General features: G+C 63.3%; 17 protein-coding genes, 1 tRNA gene and 1 pseudogene. 11 read left to right on the forward strand and 8 right to left on the reverse strand.

The features are described 5' to 3' along the window. The first annotated feature begins 138 nt into the window (after positions 1–138). Together EB233_RS12505 and EB233_RS12510 are read left to right on the forward strand one after the other, a co-directional pair. Positions 139–1011: a S1C family serine protease gene (locus tag EB233_RS12505; protein WP_064989605.1), complete on the forward strand. Its 873-nt coding sequence runs from the start codon at positions 139–141 to the stop codon at positions 1009–1011. A gap of 8 nt (positions 1012–1019) precedes the next feature. Next, positions 1020–1655, forward strand: a complete 636-nt coding sequence (locus EB233_RS12510) for a helix-turn-helix transcriptional regulator (protein WP_064989604.1) — start codon at positions 1020–1022, stop codon at positions 1653–1655. 6 nt (positions 1656–1661) lie between these two features. Here the strand turns inward: EB233_RS12510 and EB233_RS12515 are convergent, their stop codons facing one another. After that, the gene (locus EB233_RS12515) at positions 1662–2051 is read right to left on the reverse strand and encodes a type II toxin-antitoxin system VapC family toxin (RefSeq protein ID WP_064989603.1); all 390 of its coding nucleotides are present in this window, start codon (positions 2049–2051) and stop codon (positions 1662–1664) included. Further along, a complete protein-coding gene (locus EB233_RS12520) occupies positions 2048–2314 on the reverse strand; it encodes a type II toxin-antitoxin system VapB family antitoxin (protein WP_064989634.1) in 267 nt (88 codons plus the stop codon). The genes EB233_RS12515 and EB233_RS12520 overlap by 4 nt, the downstream gene beginning before the upstream one ends. Before the next feature lie 177 nt (positions 2315–2491). Between EB233_RS12520 and EB233_RS12525 the strand changes: the two genes are divergently transcribed. Continuing rightward, complete coding sequence (locus EB233_RS12525; protein WP_064989602.1) at positions 2492–3358, forward strand: SDR family oxidoreductase; 867 nt, start codon at positions 2492–2494, stop codon at positions 3356–3358. Positions 3359–3400: 42 nt separating this feature from the next. On the opposite strand, the gene EB233_RS12530 is transcribed toward EB233_RS12525, so the two are convergent. Then, positions 3401–4105, reverse strand: a complete 705-nt coding sequence (locus EB233_RS12530; RefSeq protein ID WP_064989601.1) for an SAM-dependent methyltransferase — start codon at positions 4103–4105, stop codon at positions 3401–3403. An 84-nt stretch (positions 4106–4189) separates the two neighbouring features. Between EB233_RS12530 and EB233_RS12535 the strand changes: the two genes are divergently transcribed. After that, positions 4190–4963 carry a helix-turn-helix transcriptional regulator gene (locus EB233_RS12535; RefSeq protein ID WP_064989633.1) on the forward strand — a complete coding sequence of 258 codons (774 nt, stop codon included), beginning with the start codon at positions 4190–4192 and terminating at the stop codon, positions 4961–4963. A 50-nt stretch (positions 4964–5013) separates the two neighbouring features. Here the strand turns inward: EB233_RS12535 and EB233_RS12540 are convergent, their stop codons facing one another. Both EB233_RS12540 and EB233_RS12545 read right to left on the reverse strand, forming a co-directional pair. Continuing rightward, positions 5014–5532 (reverse strand): TIGR00645 family protein, encoded by a 519-nt coding sequence (locus EB233_RS12540; RefSeq protein ID WP_032918048.1) that lies wholly within the window; start codon positions 5530–5532, stop codon positions 5014–5016. 344 nt (positions 5533–5876) lie between these two features. Further along, positions 5877–8111 (reverse strand): OmpA family protein, encoded by a 2235-nt coding sequence (locus EB233_RS12545; protein WP_064989600.1) that lies wholly within the window; start codon positions 8109–8111, stop codon positions 5877–5879. Between the two features lie 198 nt (positions 8112–8309). Here EB233_RS12545 and EB233_RS12550 point away from each other — a divergent pair, with 198 nt between their 5' ends. Further along, complete coding sequence (locus EB233_RS12550) at positions 8310–8756, forward strand: YcgN family cysteine cluster protein (RefSeq protein ID WP_064989599.1); 447 nt, start codon at positions 8310–8312, stop codon at positions 8754–8756. A gap of 204 nt (positions 8757–8960) precedes the next feature. Continuing rightward, entirely contained in the window at positions 8961–9317 is a 357-nt protein-coding gene (locus tag EB233_RS12555; protein WP_081294078.1) for a hypothetical protein, read from the forward strand. 175 nt (positions 9318–9492) lie between these two features. On the opposite strand, the gene EB233_RS12560 is transcribed toward EB233_RS12555, so the two are convergent. Beyond that, complete coding sequence (locus EB233_RS12560) at positions 9493–10206, reverse strand: SIMPL domain-containing protein (RefSeq protein WP_064989597.1); 714 nt, start codon at positions 10204–10206, stop codon at positions 9493–9495. A gap of 134 nt (positions 10207–10340) precedes the next feature. Here EB233_RS12560 and EB233_RS12565 point away from each other — a divergent pair. Next, positions 10341–10416 (forward strand) — tRNA-Ile (locus EB233_RS12565). A gap of 196 nt (positions 10417–10612) precedes the next feature. On the opposite strand, the gene EB233_RS12570 is transcribed toward EB233_RS12565, so the two are convergent. Beyond that, positions 10613–11263, reverse strand: coding sequence for a CocE/NonD family hydrolase C-terminal non-catalytic domain-containing protein (locus EB233_RS12570; protein ID WP_064989596.1), 651 nt, complete (start codon positions 11261–11263; stop codon positions 10613–10615). Positions 11264–11484: 221 nt separating this feature from the next. Here EB233_RS12570 and EB233_RS12575 point away from each other — a divergent pair, with 221 nt between their 5' ends. The 3 genes and pseudogenes from EB233_RS12575 to EB233_RS12585 all read left to right on the forward strand — a co-directional run. Next, positions 11485–11973: a hypothetical protein gene (locus EB233_RS12575; protein ID WP_244277679.1), complete on the forward strand. Its 489-nt coding sequence runs from the start codon at positions 11485–11487 to the stop codon at positions 11971–11973. Between the two features lie 584 nt (positions 11974–12557). Continuing rightward, positions 12558–12944: a hypothetical protein gene (locus tag EB233_RS12580; RefSeq protein ID WP_064989595.1), complete on the forward strand. Its 387-nt coding sequence runs from the start codon at positions 12558–12560 to the stop codon at positions 12942–12944. A 392-nt stretch (positions 12945–13336) separates the two neighbouring features. Beyond that, positions 13337–14530 (forward strand): annotated as a pseudogene (locus EB233_RS12585) (GMC family oxidoreductase); the annotation flags it as partial. A gap of 201 nt (positions 14531–14731) precedes the next feature. Here EB233_RS12585 and EB233_RS12590 read toward each other — a convergent pair. Continuing rightward, positions 14732–15937 carry an ROK family transcriptional regulator gene (locus EB233_RS12590; RefSeq protein ID WP_064989594.1) on the reverse strand — a complete coding sequence of 402 codons (1206 nt, stop codon included), beginning with the start codon at positions 15935–15937 and terminating at the stop codon, positions 14732–14734. Between the two features lie 168 nt (positions 15938–16105). Here EB233_RS12590 and EB233_RS12595 point away from each other — a divergent pair, with 168 nt between their 5' ends. Beyond that, on the forward strand, positions 16106–17707 hold the full coding sequence (locus EB233_RS12595) for an FGGY-family carbohydrate kinase (protein WP_064989593.1): 1602 nt from the start codon (positions 16106–16108) through the stop codon (positions 17705–17707). Positions 17708–17860: the final 153 nt, after the last annotated feature.

Raw genomic sequence — 17860 nt, forward strand, 5'->3', positions numbered from 1 at the left:
ACACTATATGTGCGGAGCGGCCCAATCGGCCGCGACCTGACCAGATGGCCAGTCAAACCAGCAACTAGCCGTCAGGCGAGTACCTCCGGACGCGTTGCCGAGCGATATCTGGGGCATGAGAAAACCCAGGAGATCATCATGAGCGACTTCAATCTGAATGTATTTTCGCAGGCGATCGCCGATCTCGCGGAAAAGGCGGCGCCGGCAACGGCAAGCTTCACTACCCATCATCACCGCACGGCGAGCGCCTTCCATTGGAGCGACGGCTATTTCGTCACCGCCGAGGAAGCGGTCGAAGCCGGCGAAGAGATCGAATTGACGCTGGCCACGGGCGAGACGGCGAAGGCGGAACTCGTCGGCCGCGATCCGTCGACGGGTGTCGCCCTGCTGAAGCCGGCGGGTGTCGCCAACGCCGCGACGCTTGCCAGGGCCGATGCCGTTCGGCCCGGCAACATCGCGATTGCCATCGGCAACAGCCAGGGCTCGGCGCTGGCCGTGTCGGGTTCGGTGGGCGAGGTCGGTCCGGCCTGGCGCTCGATGCGCGGCGGCACCATCGACCGGCGCATCAATCTGGCTGTCGGCGCCGGCGGGCGCTTCGAGGGCGGCCCGGTGCTCGACGCCAGGGGCGCGCTGATCGGCATGCTGTTGTTCGGGCCGCGCGGCCGGGCGCTGGTCATGCCCTACGAGACGATCGAGCGCGCGGTCGCGACTTTGCGAGAGAAAGGCCATGTGGCGCGCGGCTATCTCGGCGCCGGCCTGCATCCGGTGCGCGACCGCGACGCCCGTGGAGCGATGGTGATGAGCCTTGACGATAACGGGCCGGCCAAGGCCGCCGGGCTGTCGCTGGGCGACATCATCGTGGCGTGGAATGGCGAGGCCGTCCATGGCCCGCGCGACCTGATCCGCAGGCTTGGGCCCGATAGCGCCGGGGTTGCTGTAACCCTTGGCGTGGTGCGTGGCGGTGAACAACGCGACGTGACAGTGACCATCGGCGAAAAGCCGCTGAGCTGAGGGGATTGATGGAAACGCTCGCCGATGATCGGATCATGGCTGACGGCGCTGCTTCGCGGCGGCTGGTGGTGCTGATCGCGCTTGGCGATGCAGCGCGCGCAGAGCGTCTGGCCGCCACGCTTGCCGCCGGCGACGACCTGCTGCCGGTGGTGGCCGGCGGCGGCAGGGCCGACGTTGCCATCGTCGACGACAGGAGCGGCGATGCCATGCCGCCCTCGGTGCCACGGGTGCTGCTGTCCGCACGCGCCGGCGGCGAGCGGCCTGTCGGCGAGGTGTTTGCCATCATGCCCATGAGCGCCGACGATATGCTGATCGCCGCCGCGGCGCGGCTGGCCGCGGCCGGCTATCGCGTTACCGGCGATGGCGGCCGTGGGCGCCATGAGGATTTCCGTGCAGGCGAAAGCGAGCCGTTCGAGGACGAGGTCCTGGACGAGCACACTGCCCGGCCGGCGCTGTCGCCGCGCGAGGCGGAAGTGCTGGCGCTGCTGGCGGAAGGCGCGCCCAACAAGGTGATCGCCCGGCGGCTCAACATTTCCGTGCATACGGCGAAGTTCCACGTCGCCGCGATCCTGATCAAGCTCGGTGCCGCCAACCGCACCGACGCCATCGCGATCGCGATGCGGCAGGGGCTCGTGCTGGTCTGATATCGATTACACTGCCGCCTCGATATCGGTCAGCCGGAAATCGTCGCCCTTGAACAGCAGCGGCATGGATTCGAGCCGGGCCGTGGCGTAAGCGATACAGTCACCGAAGTTCAGCGCGGCCGGATGCCGGCCTTTGCCGTAACGCAGGAAGGCCTGACGGGCGACGGCTGCATGGTCCGCCGTGAAGGCAATTGTCTCGATTGAGGCGGTGCGCAGGAAGCGGTCGAGACGGTCCAGAATTTCATCCTGCCAACCGCCTGCGAGCACCATTGTGGTTTCAAGAAAGGTTGGCGCTGGCAACAGTTTCCTCTTGGCTTGCGTGAGCGCCAGCACGAAACGTTCGTACCCCGGCTCGAGACGGAAAATGGCGACCAAGACCGACGAATCGATGATCATTTCGTCGGGATTCCGAACTCGTCATAACCGAGGATTTCGTCCTCGGTCATCGCATTTTCGCGTTTGGGGATTCTTCCGGCGCTCTCAGCAATCGCCATTAACCGCTGAAACAGATCACTAGCGTCTTCGCGAGGCACCAGTCGCTCTCGTGCAACCTCGCGCTCAAGGCTCTGACGGATAGCCTCTGTCACGGACACGCGGCGGCGGCGGGCAAGTTCCCGCGCGAGTTGTTCGACTTCCGTGTTCTTGATCGACAGAGCCATTCTATAGTCTACCTGTTTGTATAGAATATATACCAAACTCGTGGACAGATCCAATGCGTTTCCTTGGACCTTCAAGAAAGGCTCCGCAGCGTCACCACGGCTTCCCGCGGCAAGCCCTTGTATCCGGCAGCGGTGCAGGCAAGGATCGCGCAAAGAACCAGGAGTAGCGGAGGGAAAATGTCGCTCAAGGGAAAGACGCTGTTCATCTCTGGCGGGTCGCGCGGCATTGGCCTGGCGATCGCGCTGCGGGCGGCGCGCGACGGCGCCAATGTGACGATCGCCGCCAAGACCGCCGAACCGCATCCCAAGCTGCCGGGCACGATCTACACGGCGGCCGAAGAGATCGAGCAGGCCGGCGGCAAGGCGCTGCCCGTGTTGTGCGACATCCGCGAGGAGGCGCAGGTGGCCGAGGCCGTTGCCAGGACGGTCGAAAAATTTGGCGGCATCGACATCTGCGTCAACAATGCCAGCGCCATCCAGCTCACCGGCACGCTGGAGACCGACATGAAGCGTTACGACCTGATGCACCAGATCAACACGCGCGGCACGTTCCTGGTGTCCAAAATGTGCATTCCCCACCTGAAGTTAGCCAGCAATCCTCACATCCTGAATCTGGCGCCGCCGCTCGACATGAAGGCCAAGTGGTTCAAGAACCATGTCGCCTACACCATGGCCAAGTTCGGCATGTCGATGTGCACGCTCGGCATGAGCGCGGAATTCGCCAGGGACGGGATCGCGGTCAATTCGCTGTGGCCGATCTCGACCATCGACACGGCGGCGGTGCGCAATCTGCTGGGTGGCGCGACGGTGGCGGCGATGAGCCGCTCGCCCGACATCATGGCCGACGCCGCCCATGCCATCTTCATGCGCCCGTCGCGCGAGGCATCAGGCAATTTCTACATCGACGAGGAGGTGCTGCGCGCCGAGGGTGTCACGGACTTCTCGATCTATGCGCCGGGCGCGACCGGACCACTCGCAGGCGACTTTTTCGTGCCGGAAGAGGTGTTTGCCAACTCCGATACGAAGATCAGGCAAACGTTCTAGCGCTCCGCCGAAGACCTCACACCGGCGAGGTCGTCGATCGCATCACGCGCGAAATGCAATCCAGGCGCCCCAGAACAGGCTCGAGAAAAAGCGCAGCGGCTTCTTGAAACCCGCTGCTGCAAGCAAGGCGAAGACGGCGGCTTCCGATTGCGGCGGATCGGCCGCTTGCAGAATTTTGCCCAGTTTTATCTCGATCTCGGCCGGGGTTGCCCCATGCATGCGCCAGCGCTGAGCCCAGGCCGCCATCATCAGCGGTTGCGAGGCATACGCATGATGATTGCCGGCAAGGATCAGCGGGGCGTCCGTTTTCAATCTCGCGGCAATGTCGCCAAGGATTGTCTGCTTGGCTTCATGACCGGGCAAATGGTGCAGGACGCCGATCAGCGTTGCGGCTTCGAATGGCTGGTCTTCAGGCAGGTCCGCGACAACGCCCAAAACAGGTTCCGTGCGTTCAGTGAGCCCGGCAGCTGCAATGCGCGACATTGCCAGATCCAGCATGGGTTTTGACGGATCGACGGCGACGAAACTCCAGGAAGGTTCCAGCCTTGCAACGCTGATGACTTCCCGCGCCGTGCCACCGGCACCAGCGACGAGTATGCGTGCGCTCGAGCCGGCGCCAAGCGTTGCCGCAAGCATGCAGGCGGCCAGTTCGTGACACGCATCGTAGCCGGCAAGCGCAATCCTGCTCTGCGTCTCGTATTCGGCTGCCCGTGACGGGTCGAACTTGGCGGCGGCATCGATTGACATACTGTCCCAATCCGGAGCGCTTTGGCTCCCGCTATGAAAGGAGGTCAATTTGGCATAATCTCGATCATCAAGATTGAGCATGACATGATCGAACGTCCGATTTCGCCGCGAAAGCATGACCGGCTGACTGCATTCCTTCAGGCGTTCGGCCTGCGTGCGGTGGTGACCAATGAGGCGGATGCGGAGGCAAATCTTTTCCTGGTCACGGGAGATGACGGCGACAGCGCTTCGCACATCGTTGTCAGGGTCCTGGGAGGCGTTCCCAGCAACGGGGCATTTTCCGTTCTCGTCGCGGCCAGGATCGATTTTGGCGGCGTTGCCAACCCGCTTGTCGGCGCCTTGCCCGAGGAACTGGTGTTTTCATTGGCGGAGCAGCCGCAGATGCGCGGGCTGGCGGATGCGCTGGCGATGGAGGTGGAAAACAGCCGTTGCGGCGGGCGGACCGTTCAGGAGCGCCTCTGCGAAATCATCGTCGTTCTCGCCGTCCGGCGTGCGATAGACATGGGCCGGGTCAACGCGGGTCTTCTGGCTGGCCTCGCCCACCCGACCCTGCACCCATGCCTGGTGGCGATCCATGACAAGCCGGCTCTCGGCTGGCGCACCGAGACACTGGCTCAACTGACCGGCATGTCTCGAAGCCACTTCATGGAGCAATTCACCAGGACCGTCGGCAAGACGCCCGCCGCCTATGTGACGTCGTGGCGTCTTATGCTGGGCCGTGCCGAGATTGCCGCGGGGCACAGCGTCAAAGCCACCGCGCGTCGTGTCGGATTCGGCAGTGCTGCCGCCTTCTCGCGCGCCTTCTCACGCATCTACGGTTATCCGCCTGCCGAGATGGTCACAAAGGGTCTGCGGTGAGAATCCTGAGGTGATCCGTAAGCTGTGATCACCGAGACCACGTGGGGCAGTCACGCCTCGCCCTTCTTGCCTTTGCTCAGGCCCATCAGCCGGTCGATATAGGCAAGCATCAGCGCCGAGACGACGAAGGCGAGGTGGATGATGGTCAGCCACATCAACTGATCGGTCGAATAGGAGGACGAGTTCAAGAACACCTGCAAGAGGTGGATCGATGAGATGGCGACGATGGTCGAGGCCACCTTTACCTTGAGCGAGCCGACATCGATCGTGCCCAGCCAGTGCACGCCGCCGCCATCCTGGTCGTCGAAGCGGCTGACGAAGTTCTCGTAGCCGGAGATGATGACCATCACCACCAGCGAAGCGACCAGGGCGGCGTCGATCAGGCCAAGCATCTTCAGGATGGTGTCGGTGTCGCCGAGCAGGAACACCGTGGTGATGAACTCGTAGAGCTTCTTGCCGAAGGACAGCGCATAGACGGCCAGAGCCAAGCCGAGCCCGATATAGAAGACGACCAGCAGCCAGCGCGAGGCGAGAATGATCGATTCGACGGCGAGTTCGAGACGCTTCATAGGTTGGTTCCGGTTGTTCTCTGGTCTGGGGTCAGGCCGTATTTCGGCCACGCCGCCGCTCTTTGCAAGACAGATACTGGACCTGGAGTTGCTCTGAGCAAAAAACCCCGCCGGAGGGGGCCGGCGGGGCTCAATGCATCCCGCTGGAGTCGGGATGGGGCAGGGAACGCCCAGCCCTGAATCTGGGGTGAGTGGGCTCATGATTCAATGAACCGGCTCTAATGCCGGTACAAATCTTCTTGAGCTTGGGATGCCGATCCGAACCTTCCCATCCCCGGTCGAGCCGGGGATGGGTGCTTTTCGCATCGAGTCCGCAAACCAGGTCATGATTTTGAAATCATGACCTAATTGTTGCTGGCCACGGGTGCCACCAGCGAGGTGATGCGGCGGATGGCGACACGCCGGTTCTCGCGGTTGGGCGCCGATGTGTTGACCTTCAGATACTCCTCGCCATAGCCCTGTGTGGTCAGGTTCTCCGGCGGGATGCCGAAGGCGTTGGTCAGCGCTTCGGCGACCGCTTCGGCGCGGCGGTCGGACAGAGCAAGGTTTGCCTCCGGCGTGCCGACGGCGTCGGTGTGGCCTTCGATCAGGAAGGTCTCGGCCGGGTTCTTCTTCAACAGTTTCTCCATGGCGTCGGCGACGCCCTGGAGCTTCTGCACCTCGGTGTCGGAGATCGAGGACGAGCCGAATTCGAAGTTCAGCGTGTCGAGGTCGACGCGGCGTGCGATGTCGCGCACACGAGCCGACCGCTTGACCTCGTCGATCGAATAGAGACGCTGGACCTTTTCCACCGGCGGCTGTTCGAGGAAGGTGTAGTAGTCGTCAGGGCTCTCGACATCCTCGGAATCGAGGATGTATTGCCGGCGCGGAATGGTCAGCCGCATCGGCGGCAGGTCATCGCCGGGATCGCGCCAGTCGCCATCGTCCTGGTAGCTGCGCTCATCGACATAGCTCAGCACATATTCGCGCCCGTCAGGCGTGATCCGCGAACGCTGGATGACATCGCCGTAACGGTTGCGGATGGTGACGATCTGGACGCCATTGTCGCGTTGGACCGTCTCGCGTGTGCGGCCTTGCGGCAGGTCCTCGTAATAGACATCCTTGGCACCGCGATTCATGCGCGGACCGTCGTTGCTCTGGACCATCGTCTGGCCGCCGAGCTGGATGATGACGCGGTCGCCGATTTCCTTGAGCACGTCGACGCCCTTGGGGCGGCGGCGGTCGCGGATATCCTCGTCGGGCGCCCGATCCCGGCGCTTGCCCTTTTCTTCCGTCACCGGGACGAGCTTCTCGGGCTTGATCTCCTGCTGGGCGGCCTTGTCGTCGGTGGGAGGCGGACCCTGGTCGACGGGAGCGACCACGGGCTTGCCGCCTTGATCGCCGCCCTGCTGGGCGTTCTGGCCGCCATTCTGCTGCCCGCCATTCTGCTGCTCGCCATTCTGCTGGCCGTTCTTGTCGCCATGCTTGCGGCCGCCACCTTTGCGTTCGGCATCCTTCTGGCTGTCGAGGATCGGGGCGGCGTTCTTGTCGGCGGGTGCCTCGCCCTGCACGGGGTTTTCGCCCTGGGCAGGCGCGGCCTTGCCGCCGTTGGCAGGCTGTTCGCCGGTTGCCGGCTGCCCGCCATTGGCCGGCTGCTCGCCCGTGGCAGGCTGCTGGCCATTCGCGGGCTGTTCGCCAGCCGGTTTCTTGCCGTGCTTCTTCGTCTTGTCCTGGGGCTGTTCGCCCTGAGCCGGCGCGTTCTCGCCGGGGACGGGCAGCGGCGCCAGTTTTTGCGCTGGCTGTTCGGCAGGCGCCTGCTTCTTGGTCGGCTCAGGCGCTGCTTCCGGCGTCACGGCCGGTTCGGTGACATCGGCAGGCTTCTTGTGCTTGCCCGGCTTTTGCGCTGGCGCAGTGGCCGGCGTCTGATCGGCAGGCACCGCCTCAGCCGGCTGTTGCTGGTCCTGCTTCTTCTTGCGCGGTTTGGCCTCTGGCTGGTTGTCGTTTGCGGGCGCTGCCTGCCCGGCCGGCTGCTCGGCAGGCGCCTGCTCGGTCTGCTGCTGGTCGCGCTTCTTCTTGCGCGGCTGCTGTTGGTCGGTTGCGGGAGCGGCCTCGCCAGCGGGTGCCTGTTCAGTCTGTTGCTGCTGATCGCGCTTCTTCCTGCGCGGCTGCTGTTCGTCGGCGGCAGGGGCTGCCTGTTCGGCGGGCGCCTGTTCGGTCTGCTGCTGCTGGTCGCGCTTCTTCTTGCGCGGCTGCTGTTGGTCGGTTGCGGGAGCGGCCTCGCCAGCGGGCGCCTGTTCGGTCTGCTGCTGCTGATCGCGCTTCTTCTTGCGCGGCTGCTGTTCCTCGGCGGCGGGTGCTGCCTGTTCGGCGGGCGCCTGTCCGCTTTGCTGCTGCTGGTCGTGCTTCTTCTTGCGCCGCTGCTCCTGGTCGCTCGGCTGTGCCTCGTCGGTGGGGGCGTCCTGCGCCAGAATCAGCGGCGTTCCACCGCGCTGCATGGGGCCGAACGCGGCACTTCCCTGAAGCGGGAACGCGCCCAACGGCGCGGACGCCATCAGCAGGCCAAGTGCGGTGCCTGCCAGAATCCATGGTTGGCGTTTCATCGAAAACTCTCCTTGTGGGGTCCCATCCTTGCCGAAACCGCTTGTAACCAAATTGGTTCCAGCCGCCCATGGGTAGGGGCCGTACGGGGCGATTGGCCGGCCTTTTGAAGGCAACTTCGTGTCATTCGACCGAGTTGCGGCCTCATTTCAACCGTTGCCGCGCTTGACCTCGGCGGCCGCTGGGGCCACATCCCCAAAATGGAAACGCCGTTCTGGAAAACAAAGACGCTGGAGGCGATGAGCCCGGCCGAGTGGGAATCGCTGTGCGACGGCTGCGGCAAATGCTGCCTGTCGAAGCTCGAGGACGAGGATACCGGAGAGATTTACTGGACCAGCGTCGGCTGCCGGCTGTTCGACGCACAAACCTGCCGCTGCTCCGACTACGCCAACCGGCTGGCGCGGGTTTCCGACTGTGTCGGGCTGACGCCGCAGAATGTGCGCACCATCAGCTGGCTGCCCAGCACCTGCGCCTACCGGCTGGTGGCCGAGGGTCGCGACCTCTACTGGTGGCACCGGCTGGTGTCGGGCAGTGCCGAGACCGTGCATGAGGCCGGCATTTCGATGCGCGGCCGAGTCAAGGCGAGTGAGACCGAGCTGGCCGAACCTGAAGATTATTTTGACTATTTGCTCGACGACGAGCCTTGAGGCCCGTGTCAGCCGGCTTCGGAACAAGGAACGGGGCAAGACGTTTTTGGGGACGCATTGCTCGAAACCTGGCTCAGATGTCCTTCTCTGCGACATGAACCGCAGATGAACGGCGAGTTCGTAAATAGTTCAGACAGGCTGGTGCATTCTCCCATCATCGGTTTCAAGAGGACGGGCGCAAGCCCGCAACAAGGAGAGAAGACCATGTTCAACACGGTAAAGACGGCGGCCCTCTCGGCTCTGGTCGGCCTCGGCGCGCTGACCGCCATTCCTGCCCATGCCGACAGCCTCTATCTCGGCTTCGGCAACATCAACGACCCGCGTTTCGGCGTCTATGCCGGTGATGACGGCTACCGCCACCGCCGTGACGAGCGTCGCGACGACTGGCGCCGTGGCTGCTCGCCGGAACGCGCCCTCGACAAGGCCGAGCGCATGGGCCTGTACCGCGCGCGCATCGTCGACGTCAATCGTCGCGTGGTCAAGGTCATGGGCCGCCAGGACGGCGACCGCGTCGTTATCGTGTTCGCCAACGAGCGCGGTTGCCCGGTTATCTATCGCTGAGGCTTGCGGCTAAGCCGCTCAACGCGGCTTAGCCTGTGCTGGTAGGGCCCCCATCCCTTGCGGAAGGGTGCGGCTCAAAAAAACCCCGCTGGAGTGATCCCGCGGGGTTTTTCATACGTGGCATTTGCCGAAGGCGTGGCCGGGCAAGGCTCGACCACGCATAACCCGGGCTTGCCTATTTCAGTTCGAACGTGACGGTGACCTGGACGTTATAGGCGTTCTCACCGGCTTGCGTCGGCACCGCGGCACCCGCGGCGGCGTCGAAGGCCTTGGCATTGATCGCCATCGGCGGCGGCGCGATGTTCTGGTCGGTAATCTCCAGCACCCGCCCGATGCTGACGCCGGCTGCCTCCGCGAGCGTCTTGGCCTTGGCGATTGCGTTGGCCACCGCTTTCTTGCGGGCCGCGTCGATGGTTGCCGCCGGATTGTCATTGGTGAAGGAGATGCCGCCACCCTGGTTGACGCCGAGCGACACGGCCTTGTCGAGGATCTCGCCTGTCTTGTCGATGTCGCGTACGCGCACCGCAAGGGTGTTGGTCACCTGATACGCGACGAGCTCGGCCTCTTGGCCGCCATCGGGCTTGTTGGTGTAGTTATAGCGCGGGTTGATCTGGATGCCTGCCGTCTGCAGGTCGCGATCCTTGATGCCGGCGGCCTTCATCGCCGCGATCACTGCGGCCATGGCGTCGTTGTTGGCGTCGAGCGCGGCGCGCGCCGTCTTGGCTTCGCGCATCACGCTGAGCGAAAGCAGCGCCAGGTCGGGAGGGGTGGTCGCTTCGCCTTCGCCCGAAACGATGATGCGCGCCGGCGTCGGCGAATCGGCGGCTGCGGCCATTGCCGGAAAAGCGATTGCGGCGGCGAGCGCGAGGGGCAAAAGATGTTTGGTCATGAAAATCTCCTTGGTCTGCGATCCAGTCGCAAAGGTCGCGTAGAGCGCGATTATGGGTTGATTTGGGCGATCCGCGAAAGCCTGTCGGGAAAGCCTTGTGCGGCGATGCGAAAAACATTAATCCAGCCCGCGTGGGGCCTGTAGCTCAATGGTTAGAGCCGGCGGCTCATAACCGCTTGGTTGGGGGTTCGAGTCCCTCCGGGCCCACCATTATATTTATCTATCAATGGCTTACAGGTAGGTTTTCCAACAGGTTCGCCAAAAGGTTCGCCAAGCATCGGCTTGCGGGCCACGGGCCGCACGACGCGATCCATGCCCTGTACCGCCAGAAGAACCCGAGATGCCTCGCGTGAATAGGAAGCTGGAGCCTTCCAACCCATCGAGTTTGAGCGGCTTTTGTGCGCACCTACATATGGTCACGTGGGATGCGAGCGCCACGCTCGCGCTCGAACACCTTCTGGCCGTCATCCAGTGCTTCAACCCGCTCCGAAATCAGCCACTCGGTCGCGGTGCAGGAGAGATGGGTGGTGCAACGGCTTTGCGTGCGCCAGCCTTCGCGCTCGGCACTGCACGTCCAGCAGATCTCGGCTGTCAGCGACAGCGGATCATCAGACGCGATCGACCATACCTCCTGCCGGGTGTCGCGCATGCACAGTCCGTTATCCGGGTGGCGGCTAAGACCCGTATCCTCGTGCACCCGGTAGTGGGTCACGCCGTTTTGCAGATCGCGTTCAACGGAGCGGCCGGATGATCCTGCTGTCAGGACCTCGTAGCGCGGCAAAGGATCGGTATTGGATGGCTGCGGGATTTCGATCCGGCGATGCTCACCAAGCAACGGCAACTCCAATTGCAACTTGGCGAGATCGATCGTCAGCGTCGCGTCGCGGGGCGGCGGCAAGATCGTGGGCCAATAGGCGTTGGACAACGACAGACGCAGACGGTGACCGGGGGTAAAACGGTAGCCGCAGGCATCGAGTACCAACTCGATTGCGACCGTCTCGCCCGGCTTCAGCGGCTCTGGTTCGGCATTGCCGTTGCGATGCGCTAGGTTGAGCACACCGTAGCAATGCAGGAACCCTTCCTTCCGCTCATAATCTCCTGGCGATCGCGGCAGCTTTCGGCCTCGAACCAGCCGATTTCGATCTTCCCCCGGGCATCTTCCGCAACAGATTGGGCGAACGGCGCCGACAAACGGCTCTGCCACGGCCGCTGGCTGACGCCTTTCCGGGTGACCTGCATGCTCTCGGACCATATCTCGGATTCTACCAAACATGGCACATGTCGCTGTCCTGGCCTGATCGGATCGTCTGCGCCTGCGCTCACTTGCGGGAGAACGGCGGACAAGTTCTGGTTTCTACCCTCGAGCGCATCGAGGATGCCGAAAACGGCATCGTGCAGCGTTCACGCTACACGGGGCTCGTGGCGTATCGGCACCAGCGCATCTTTGTGACCGAACTGACGCGAGGCGAGGCACCCACCTTTGGACAGACGATCCTCATGCCGTTCGAGACGTACCAGCGGCGCTATCTGCGGGGCGTCACCATGGGGATATCGTGGCGAAACAACAATCTGCCCTACGCCACCCGAACCGTCTGGCACTTTCTTGGGAAACTTGTCGACAAGAGAAGTCTCATATCGCGTTGCGGCATCTATGCGCTCAATTCCGCGATGGTACCCGCCGCCGTGCTATCTTTCTTGACCGAGGCCCAGCCGATCGTCGCCGCGCCTGCGCAGACACCAAGACCGGATCGCCGAGCGCATCCTTGAGCCCGACAGGGTCGAGATGACCGGCCATTGTATATCCGTTGCCAGATCTGCTGCACTTCCTTCACGTGCTCGCCGATCGTTACCAGCACGCCGCTCTTTGCCTTCAGATAACGAGCAGCTGAAAAGTCATCCACATGTGGAGGGGTGTCACGAATCCACTCGAGTTCCAGATCGTGGCTGTCGAAATAGTCGAGATCGCGTGGGCGTTTGTCATGCTGTCGAAGGAGATCGTGCGCAAATCCGAGGTTATGCAAACCCGGGCGTCTGAAATGGGCATGCCTGTGGTCGAAAAGTCGTTAACGGCTAGCCCGACGGCACCCGAAATTGGCTGTCAGCCCGTTGTCAGGTTGGATTCGCTATCCCGTACCGTGACGGTCGCAAGCCGTTGTGGCCTACAGGTTGAAATACCAATCGTATTGCCACGTCCCCAACCACCCGAATGGAGACCTCATGTATCGCACTCTCATTCCAGCCGCCTTCGCGGGCATCTTCGCCGGAGCTGTTCTGGCTGCCGGCACCTGCTGCACGGCCGCGACACCTTCGGCCGAACTGGTTTCCTAACAGCACTCCACGAGGAGGATAAGATGACCAAGATTTCCTTCAATAGATTCGTCTGGCTCACGCTGCGTGCATCGACGGCGCTGATGCTCACCATTGCACCCTACCACCTAGCGCTTCATGGCGCTGCCAAGCTCGTGCCGGCCGCTGCCCACGCCGAGTCCGAGGGCGGTGGCGGTGGCGGCAACGGTGGCGGTGGCGGTGGCGACGGCGGTGGCGGTGGCGGTGGCGAGCACGATGGCGGCAATAGCCACAGCAGCAGCGGAAGCTCTAGTGGCCATGATGGCGACTCGGAATCTGCTGACGACCAGGGTGGGGACAAAGCGGAGAACTCCGGCACTGGCGCAGGTTCCGGTACCGAGACCGACGGACCCGATGCCTCATCTTCCGTGCCAACGGTGACGGACAACTAGACGCGTCCCGCATAGTTCGGCGCACTGGCCCGCTTGCGGAGGCGCGGCGGGCCTTTCTGAGGTAGTGCACCCACAGGCGGGCGGGCCAGGATTTTGGCCCTGGGGGCGTGGATTTCCACCGACTTCGCAACTGATCCGCCGTAAGCGTGGAAGCCGTCCTGAAAGCGATGTTGGAACAGGTTTCTGATCTGTTGGCCAAGGCCCGGCCACCTCTATCGATAGCTCCCCGACCGTCGACGAAAAGTAAACCTTCTCTGCTGAGACGGAGCGCGATCAAGTTGCTCTATCTGGCTCCCCGAGCGCTTGCGGTTGCGAGCCTAACGCTGGTTCGAAACCGGACTGCTTCCCTGGTCTCAGTGATTTGAGAACGAGCGGGCTACCGCCGCGCCCGGGGCGGCGAACTGCGCGTCGAACGCCAGCGGCTCTCGTGGCCGATCCTTGACGCGGTGCGCGAGGCTGCCGAGGAACTCGGCGTGCCGAAAGTCGACGACTTCAACACCGGCGACAATTTCGGGTCGTCGTATTTCGAGGTGAACCAGAAGGCCGGCTTCCGCTTCAACGCGGTTCGCGCCTTCATCCGCCCGATCCGCCATCGCAAGAACCTCACCATCCTGACCGAGGCGCAGGCAGAGCGCGTAATGTTGACGGGCCGCAAGGCGACGGGTGTGGAGTTCCAGCTCAAGGGCGCGCCGACAAAGGTCTCGGTGGCGGGCGAACTGATCTTGTCCGCCGGCGCCATAGGCACGCCACAGATCCTGCAACTTTCCGGCATCGGACCGGGATCGCTGTTGCGGCGGCATGGCATCGACGTCCTGCACGACCTGGCGGGCGTTGGCGAGAACCTGCAGGACCACCTTCAGATACGGACCGCGTTCAAGATCAGCGGCGCGCGGACCTTGAACGAGCGGCAGGCATCGCTGTCGGGCAAGGCGCGCATCGCGCTGGAGTACGCCCTCAAGCGCTCTGGCCCGATGTCGATGGCCCCAAGCCAGCTCGGCATCTTCACGAAATCCGATCCGCGTTTCGATACGGCGAACGTCGAGTTCCACGTCCAACCGCTGTCGCTGGAAGCATTCGGCCAGCCATTGCACGATTTTCCGGCCATCACGGTCTCTGTCTGCAATCTTAGACCCGAGTCGCGTGGGACCGTGCGCATCGTCTCGCCGCACTTCGGCGACCACCCGGCCATAGCGCCGAACTACCTCTCGACCGATGGTGACCGCGAAGTCGCAGCCGCCTCTATTACCGCTGCGCGCCAGCTGATGGCGACGAGGCGGATGGGCCAGTTCAAGCCCGAGGAGTTCAAGCCAGGCGTGCATATCCAGACACCTGAGAATCTCGCTCGCGCCGCAGGCGACATCGCCACGACCATCTTTCATCCGGTCGGCACCGCCAGGATGGGAACCGATGACACCGCGGTGGTCGATCCCGAGCTGAGGGTCAGGGGCATAGAGGGCTTGCGCATCGCCGATTGTTCGATCATGCCGACCATTGTATCCGGCAACACGCACGCGCCTGCCGTCATGATCGCCGAAAAGGCGGCGCAGATGCTTCTTGCGGTCCGGTTGCCAAGCCGAAGGCAATAGTGCCGCTCCCGCCTTTTCCCGGGCTGCTTGCCGATTTGGGTTGCGGCGAACTCCTCCGTCCGCGGGCGACCCCACCAAGACGTTGTTCATAGCGCCAGCAAGCGTCCGCGACACGTCCGTTGATGTCGAATGGCAGCAGGAGTGCGGGCAGATCGTTGGAGCGGTTCCGCGATACCATGCCCTATAGGTTGGGCGAATAATCTATCGACCGATGGTATGTCGATCGATCAGCTGCTCCACTTTTCCAAGGCTGAAAACATCGTCCAACGCCAGATAGGCGGCGCCGAAAAGGGCGCTGTCCTTCTGCGGGTTGGCTAGCACGATCCGCAGTTCGCGCGTGGCGAGCGGAAGGCAGCGCTGGTAGACGAGTTCGCGGATGCCCGACAACAGAAACTCGCCACCTCTGGCGAGTGTGCCGCCGACCACGATCAGGCTCGGGTTGAGTATGCTGACGACGTCGGAGGCGACTTCGCCGATCACCCGGCCGGCACTGCGCAGCAGCATCAGCGCTTCCGGCTTCTGCATTTCAACCAGCGAAATGACATCGCGCGCGTTCTCGGCCTTGAAACCCCTGCTCGAGAGATCGCGGGCAATCGCCCAGCCGCCGGCGCGCGCTTCGACGCAGCCGAGCTTGCCACAGCGGCACAAGGGCGCGTTCTCGGAGCTGAACTGGATATGGCCGATGTCGCCGGCGGCACCTTGAGCGCCACGGAAGATCTTGCCGCCGGCGACGATGCCGCTGCCGATACCGGTTCCCGCCTTGATGAAGAACATGTCGTCGACATGCCGGAAATTCTGGCGGTGTTCGTGGATCGCCATCAGGTTCACGTCGTTTTCGACATAGATCGGCGCATCGAAACGGCCGCGCAGCCAGCCGATAATATCGAACTCGTCCCATCCATGAAGGACCGAAGGACCGACGACGCGGCCGCGTTTGAAATCGACAGGCGTGGGCATGCTGAGGCTGACGCCGAAAAGCGATCCGTGGCTGGCTCGGGCCTTTGCCGCGAGGATGTCGAACCCATCGGCGATCCGCGCGAGCGAAACCGCCGGTCCGTCCGAAGCGTTGAACGGTATCGTGCTTTGCGAGACGATGGCGGGCTCGAGGTCCATGGCGGCAAGGTGGATGTAGGTTTCGCCAATGTTGGCGACGAGGAAGAAGCCCGCCCGCTCGTTGATGCCCAGCACGCGCGTCGGCCTGCCGCCGCTCGGCATGGTGCGGGCCGTCTCGCGGACCAGGCCGGAATCGATCAGCGCATTCAGGCGCTGGGTAACGGTCACGCGCGACAATCCCGACGCATCGAGCAGCGCCGACCGGGATGTGGCGGCACCGGTGGCAATCAGCGAGAGGATTTCGCCGCTGTTCACAAGGGCGGGATGTTCCGCCGTGCCGTTTGTCCTGATCATTGCGCTGTCCCCGTTCGCCTGAGATTTAGCCATAAACCCCAGGGAGATAAAGGCGTGTCCGCAAGATAGCAGTCTATCTTTTGTACAAATATATGCAATAATACGTTGACTTATAGATATATCGATGAATAAGAGGGATGCGTCGCCGGATTTGGAAAAGGCAGCGAGATGATCGCAACCTATATCATCGGACTGGACTACGGCACCGGGTCGGCGCGCGGCGTTCTGCTCGACGCCGCAACCGGCGAACAGATAGCCAGCCACGCGCATGCCTATCGCCATGACGTCATGACGCAAAGCCTGCCTGATGGCACGCTTCTGCCGCGTTCATGGGCGTTGCAGAACGCCGCCGACTATCTCGAAGCGGCACAAGAAATCCTGGATGTACTGGGCCGTGGACGGATCATCGAGTCGATCGGCCTCGGCTTCTCGGCCAGCTCGCCAATGCCGGCGACCACCGACGGCACCGCCCTTTCCGAACTTTATCCCGGCGAACCGCATGCCTACGTCAAACTGTGGAAGCACCGCGCCGCGCAGCCTTATGCCGACGCGATCAACCGTCGCGGCGGATCCTTTCTGCGCAATTTCGGCGGCAAGCTCTCAGGCGAGTGGCTGCTGCCGAAGGCGGCTGAGATCGCGCACGAGGCGCCGCACATCTGGAGCGCGGCCGGCCGCTTCATCGAATCCGGCGATTGGCTTGTCTGGCAGTTGACCGGCCACGAAGTGCGCAGCCTGGGTTTCGCGGCCTACAAGGCGCAGTACTCCGAAGCCGAGGGCTATCCGCAGGGGATCGTGCCCGGCCTGTCCGAAAGGCTGTCAGTGCCGCACCGGATCGGCAGTCCGGGCGGTAGCCTGTCGGAGGCGTGGCGGACGCGCACCGGGATCAGCGGCCGCGCCATCGTGGCCGTGGCGGTCATCGATTCCCACGTCGTGCTGCCCGCTGTCGGGGCCGTCTCGTCAGGCTGTCTCGTCGGCGCGCTCGGCACGTCGGCCGTCTATCTGTTCTTGAGCGAGCAGTTCCGGCCTTTGCCACCCGGCATCGAAGGCGTGGCCAAGGATGGGTCGGTGCGCGATCTCTGGTGTTACGAGGCCGGGCAGGCCGGGTTCGGCGACACGCTTGCCTGGTTCGTGAAGGCTTTTCCGCGCGGTGCCGACGAGGCGGAGAGTTTCCGCGTCTACAACCACGAGGCAGCCAGGCTCGAACCCGGCGCCAATCATCTGGTGGCGCTCGACTGGTGGAACGGCAACCGCGTGCCGCTTGCGGATTCCAACCTCAGCGGCCTGCTGATCGGCCTCACCACCGAAACCACAGGCGTCGACATCTATCGGGCACTGATCGAGTCCTTGTGTTTCGGCGCACGCACGGTGGTCGACCTCTTCGAGGCCGGTGATTTTGCCATCGACCGCGTGATCCTGACCAGCGGGCTTGCCCAGAACAATCCGTTGCTGGTGCAGGTCATGGCCGACGTGCTGGGCCGCACCGTGGAGGTGCCAACCATTGCCCATGCAACGGCGGTCGGCGCGGCGGTTCACGGCGCGGTCGCGGCGGAACTGGTGAGTGGCTTCGCCGAAGGGACGGCACGGTACGGCGCCCGCACTTTCACGCCCTGCCAGCCCCGCCCGGAAAGTGCCGACGCCTACCGCGTTCTCTACGGCAATTATCGGGCGCTCAGCGGCAGCCGCACCGTGTGCGACGCCATGCACGATCTGAACAGGGCAGCGCCGTCATCGCTCGACCAGCCGGGGGAGAAAACGAAATCGGTAGTCTGAGCGAGGCGATCTGTGAGGCGATTTCCGGGCTCATCGATGCCCCGCGGCCAGGCATGGAAATTATGTATAAAAGCATACATAATTTCCTATATAATGTTTGACGATATGCAAAACTTATGCGTTAATCCTTGAGCCTTTGAGGAGAAGGGTTCA

The organism is Mesorhizobium erdmanii (assembly GCF_013170725.1).
Lineage (GTDB): Bacteria > Pseudomonadota > Alphaproteobacteria > Rhizobiales > Rhizobiaceae > Mesorhizobium > Mesorhizobium erdmanii.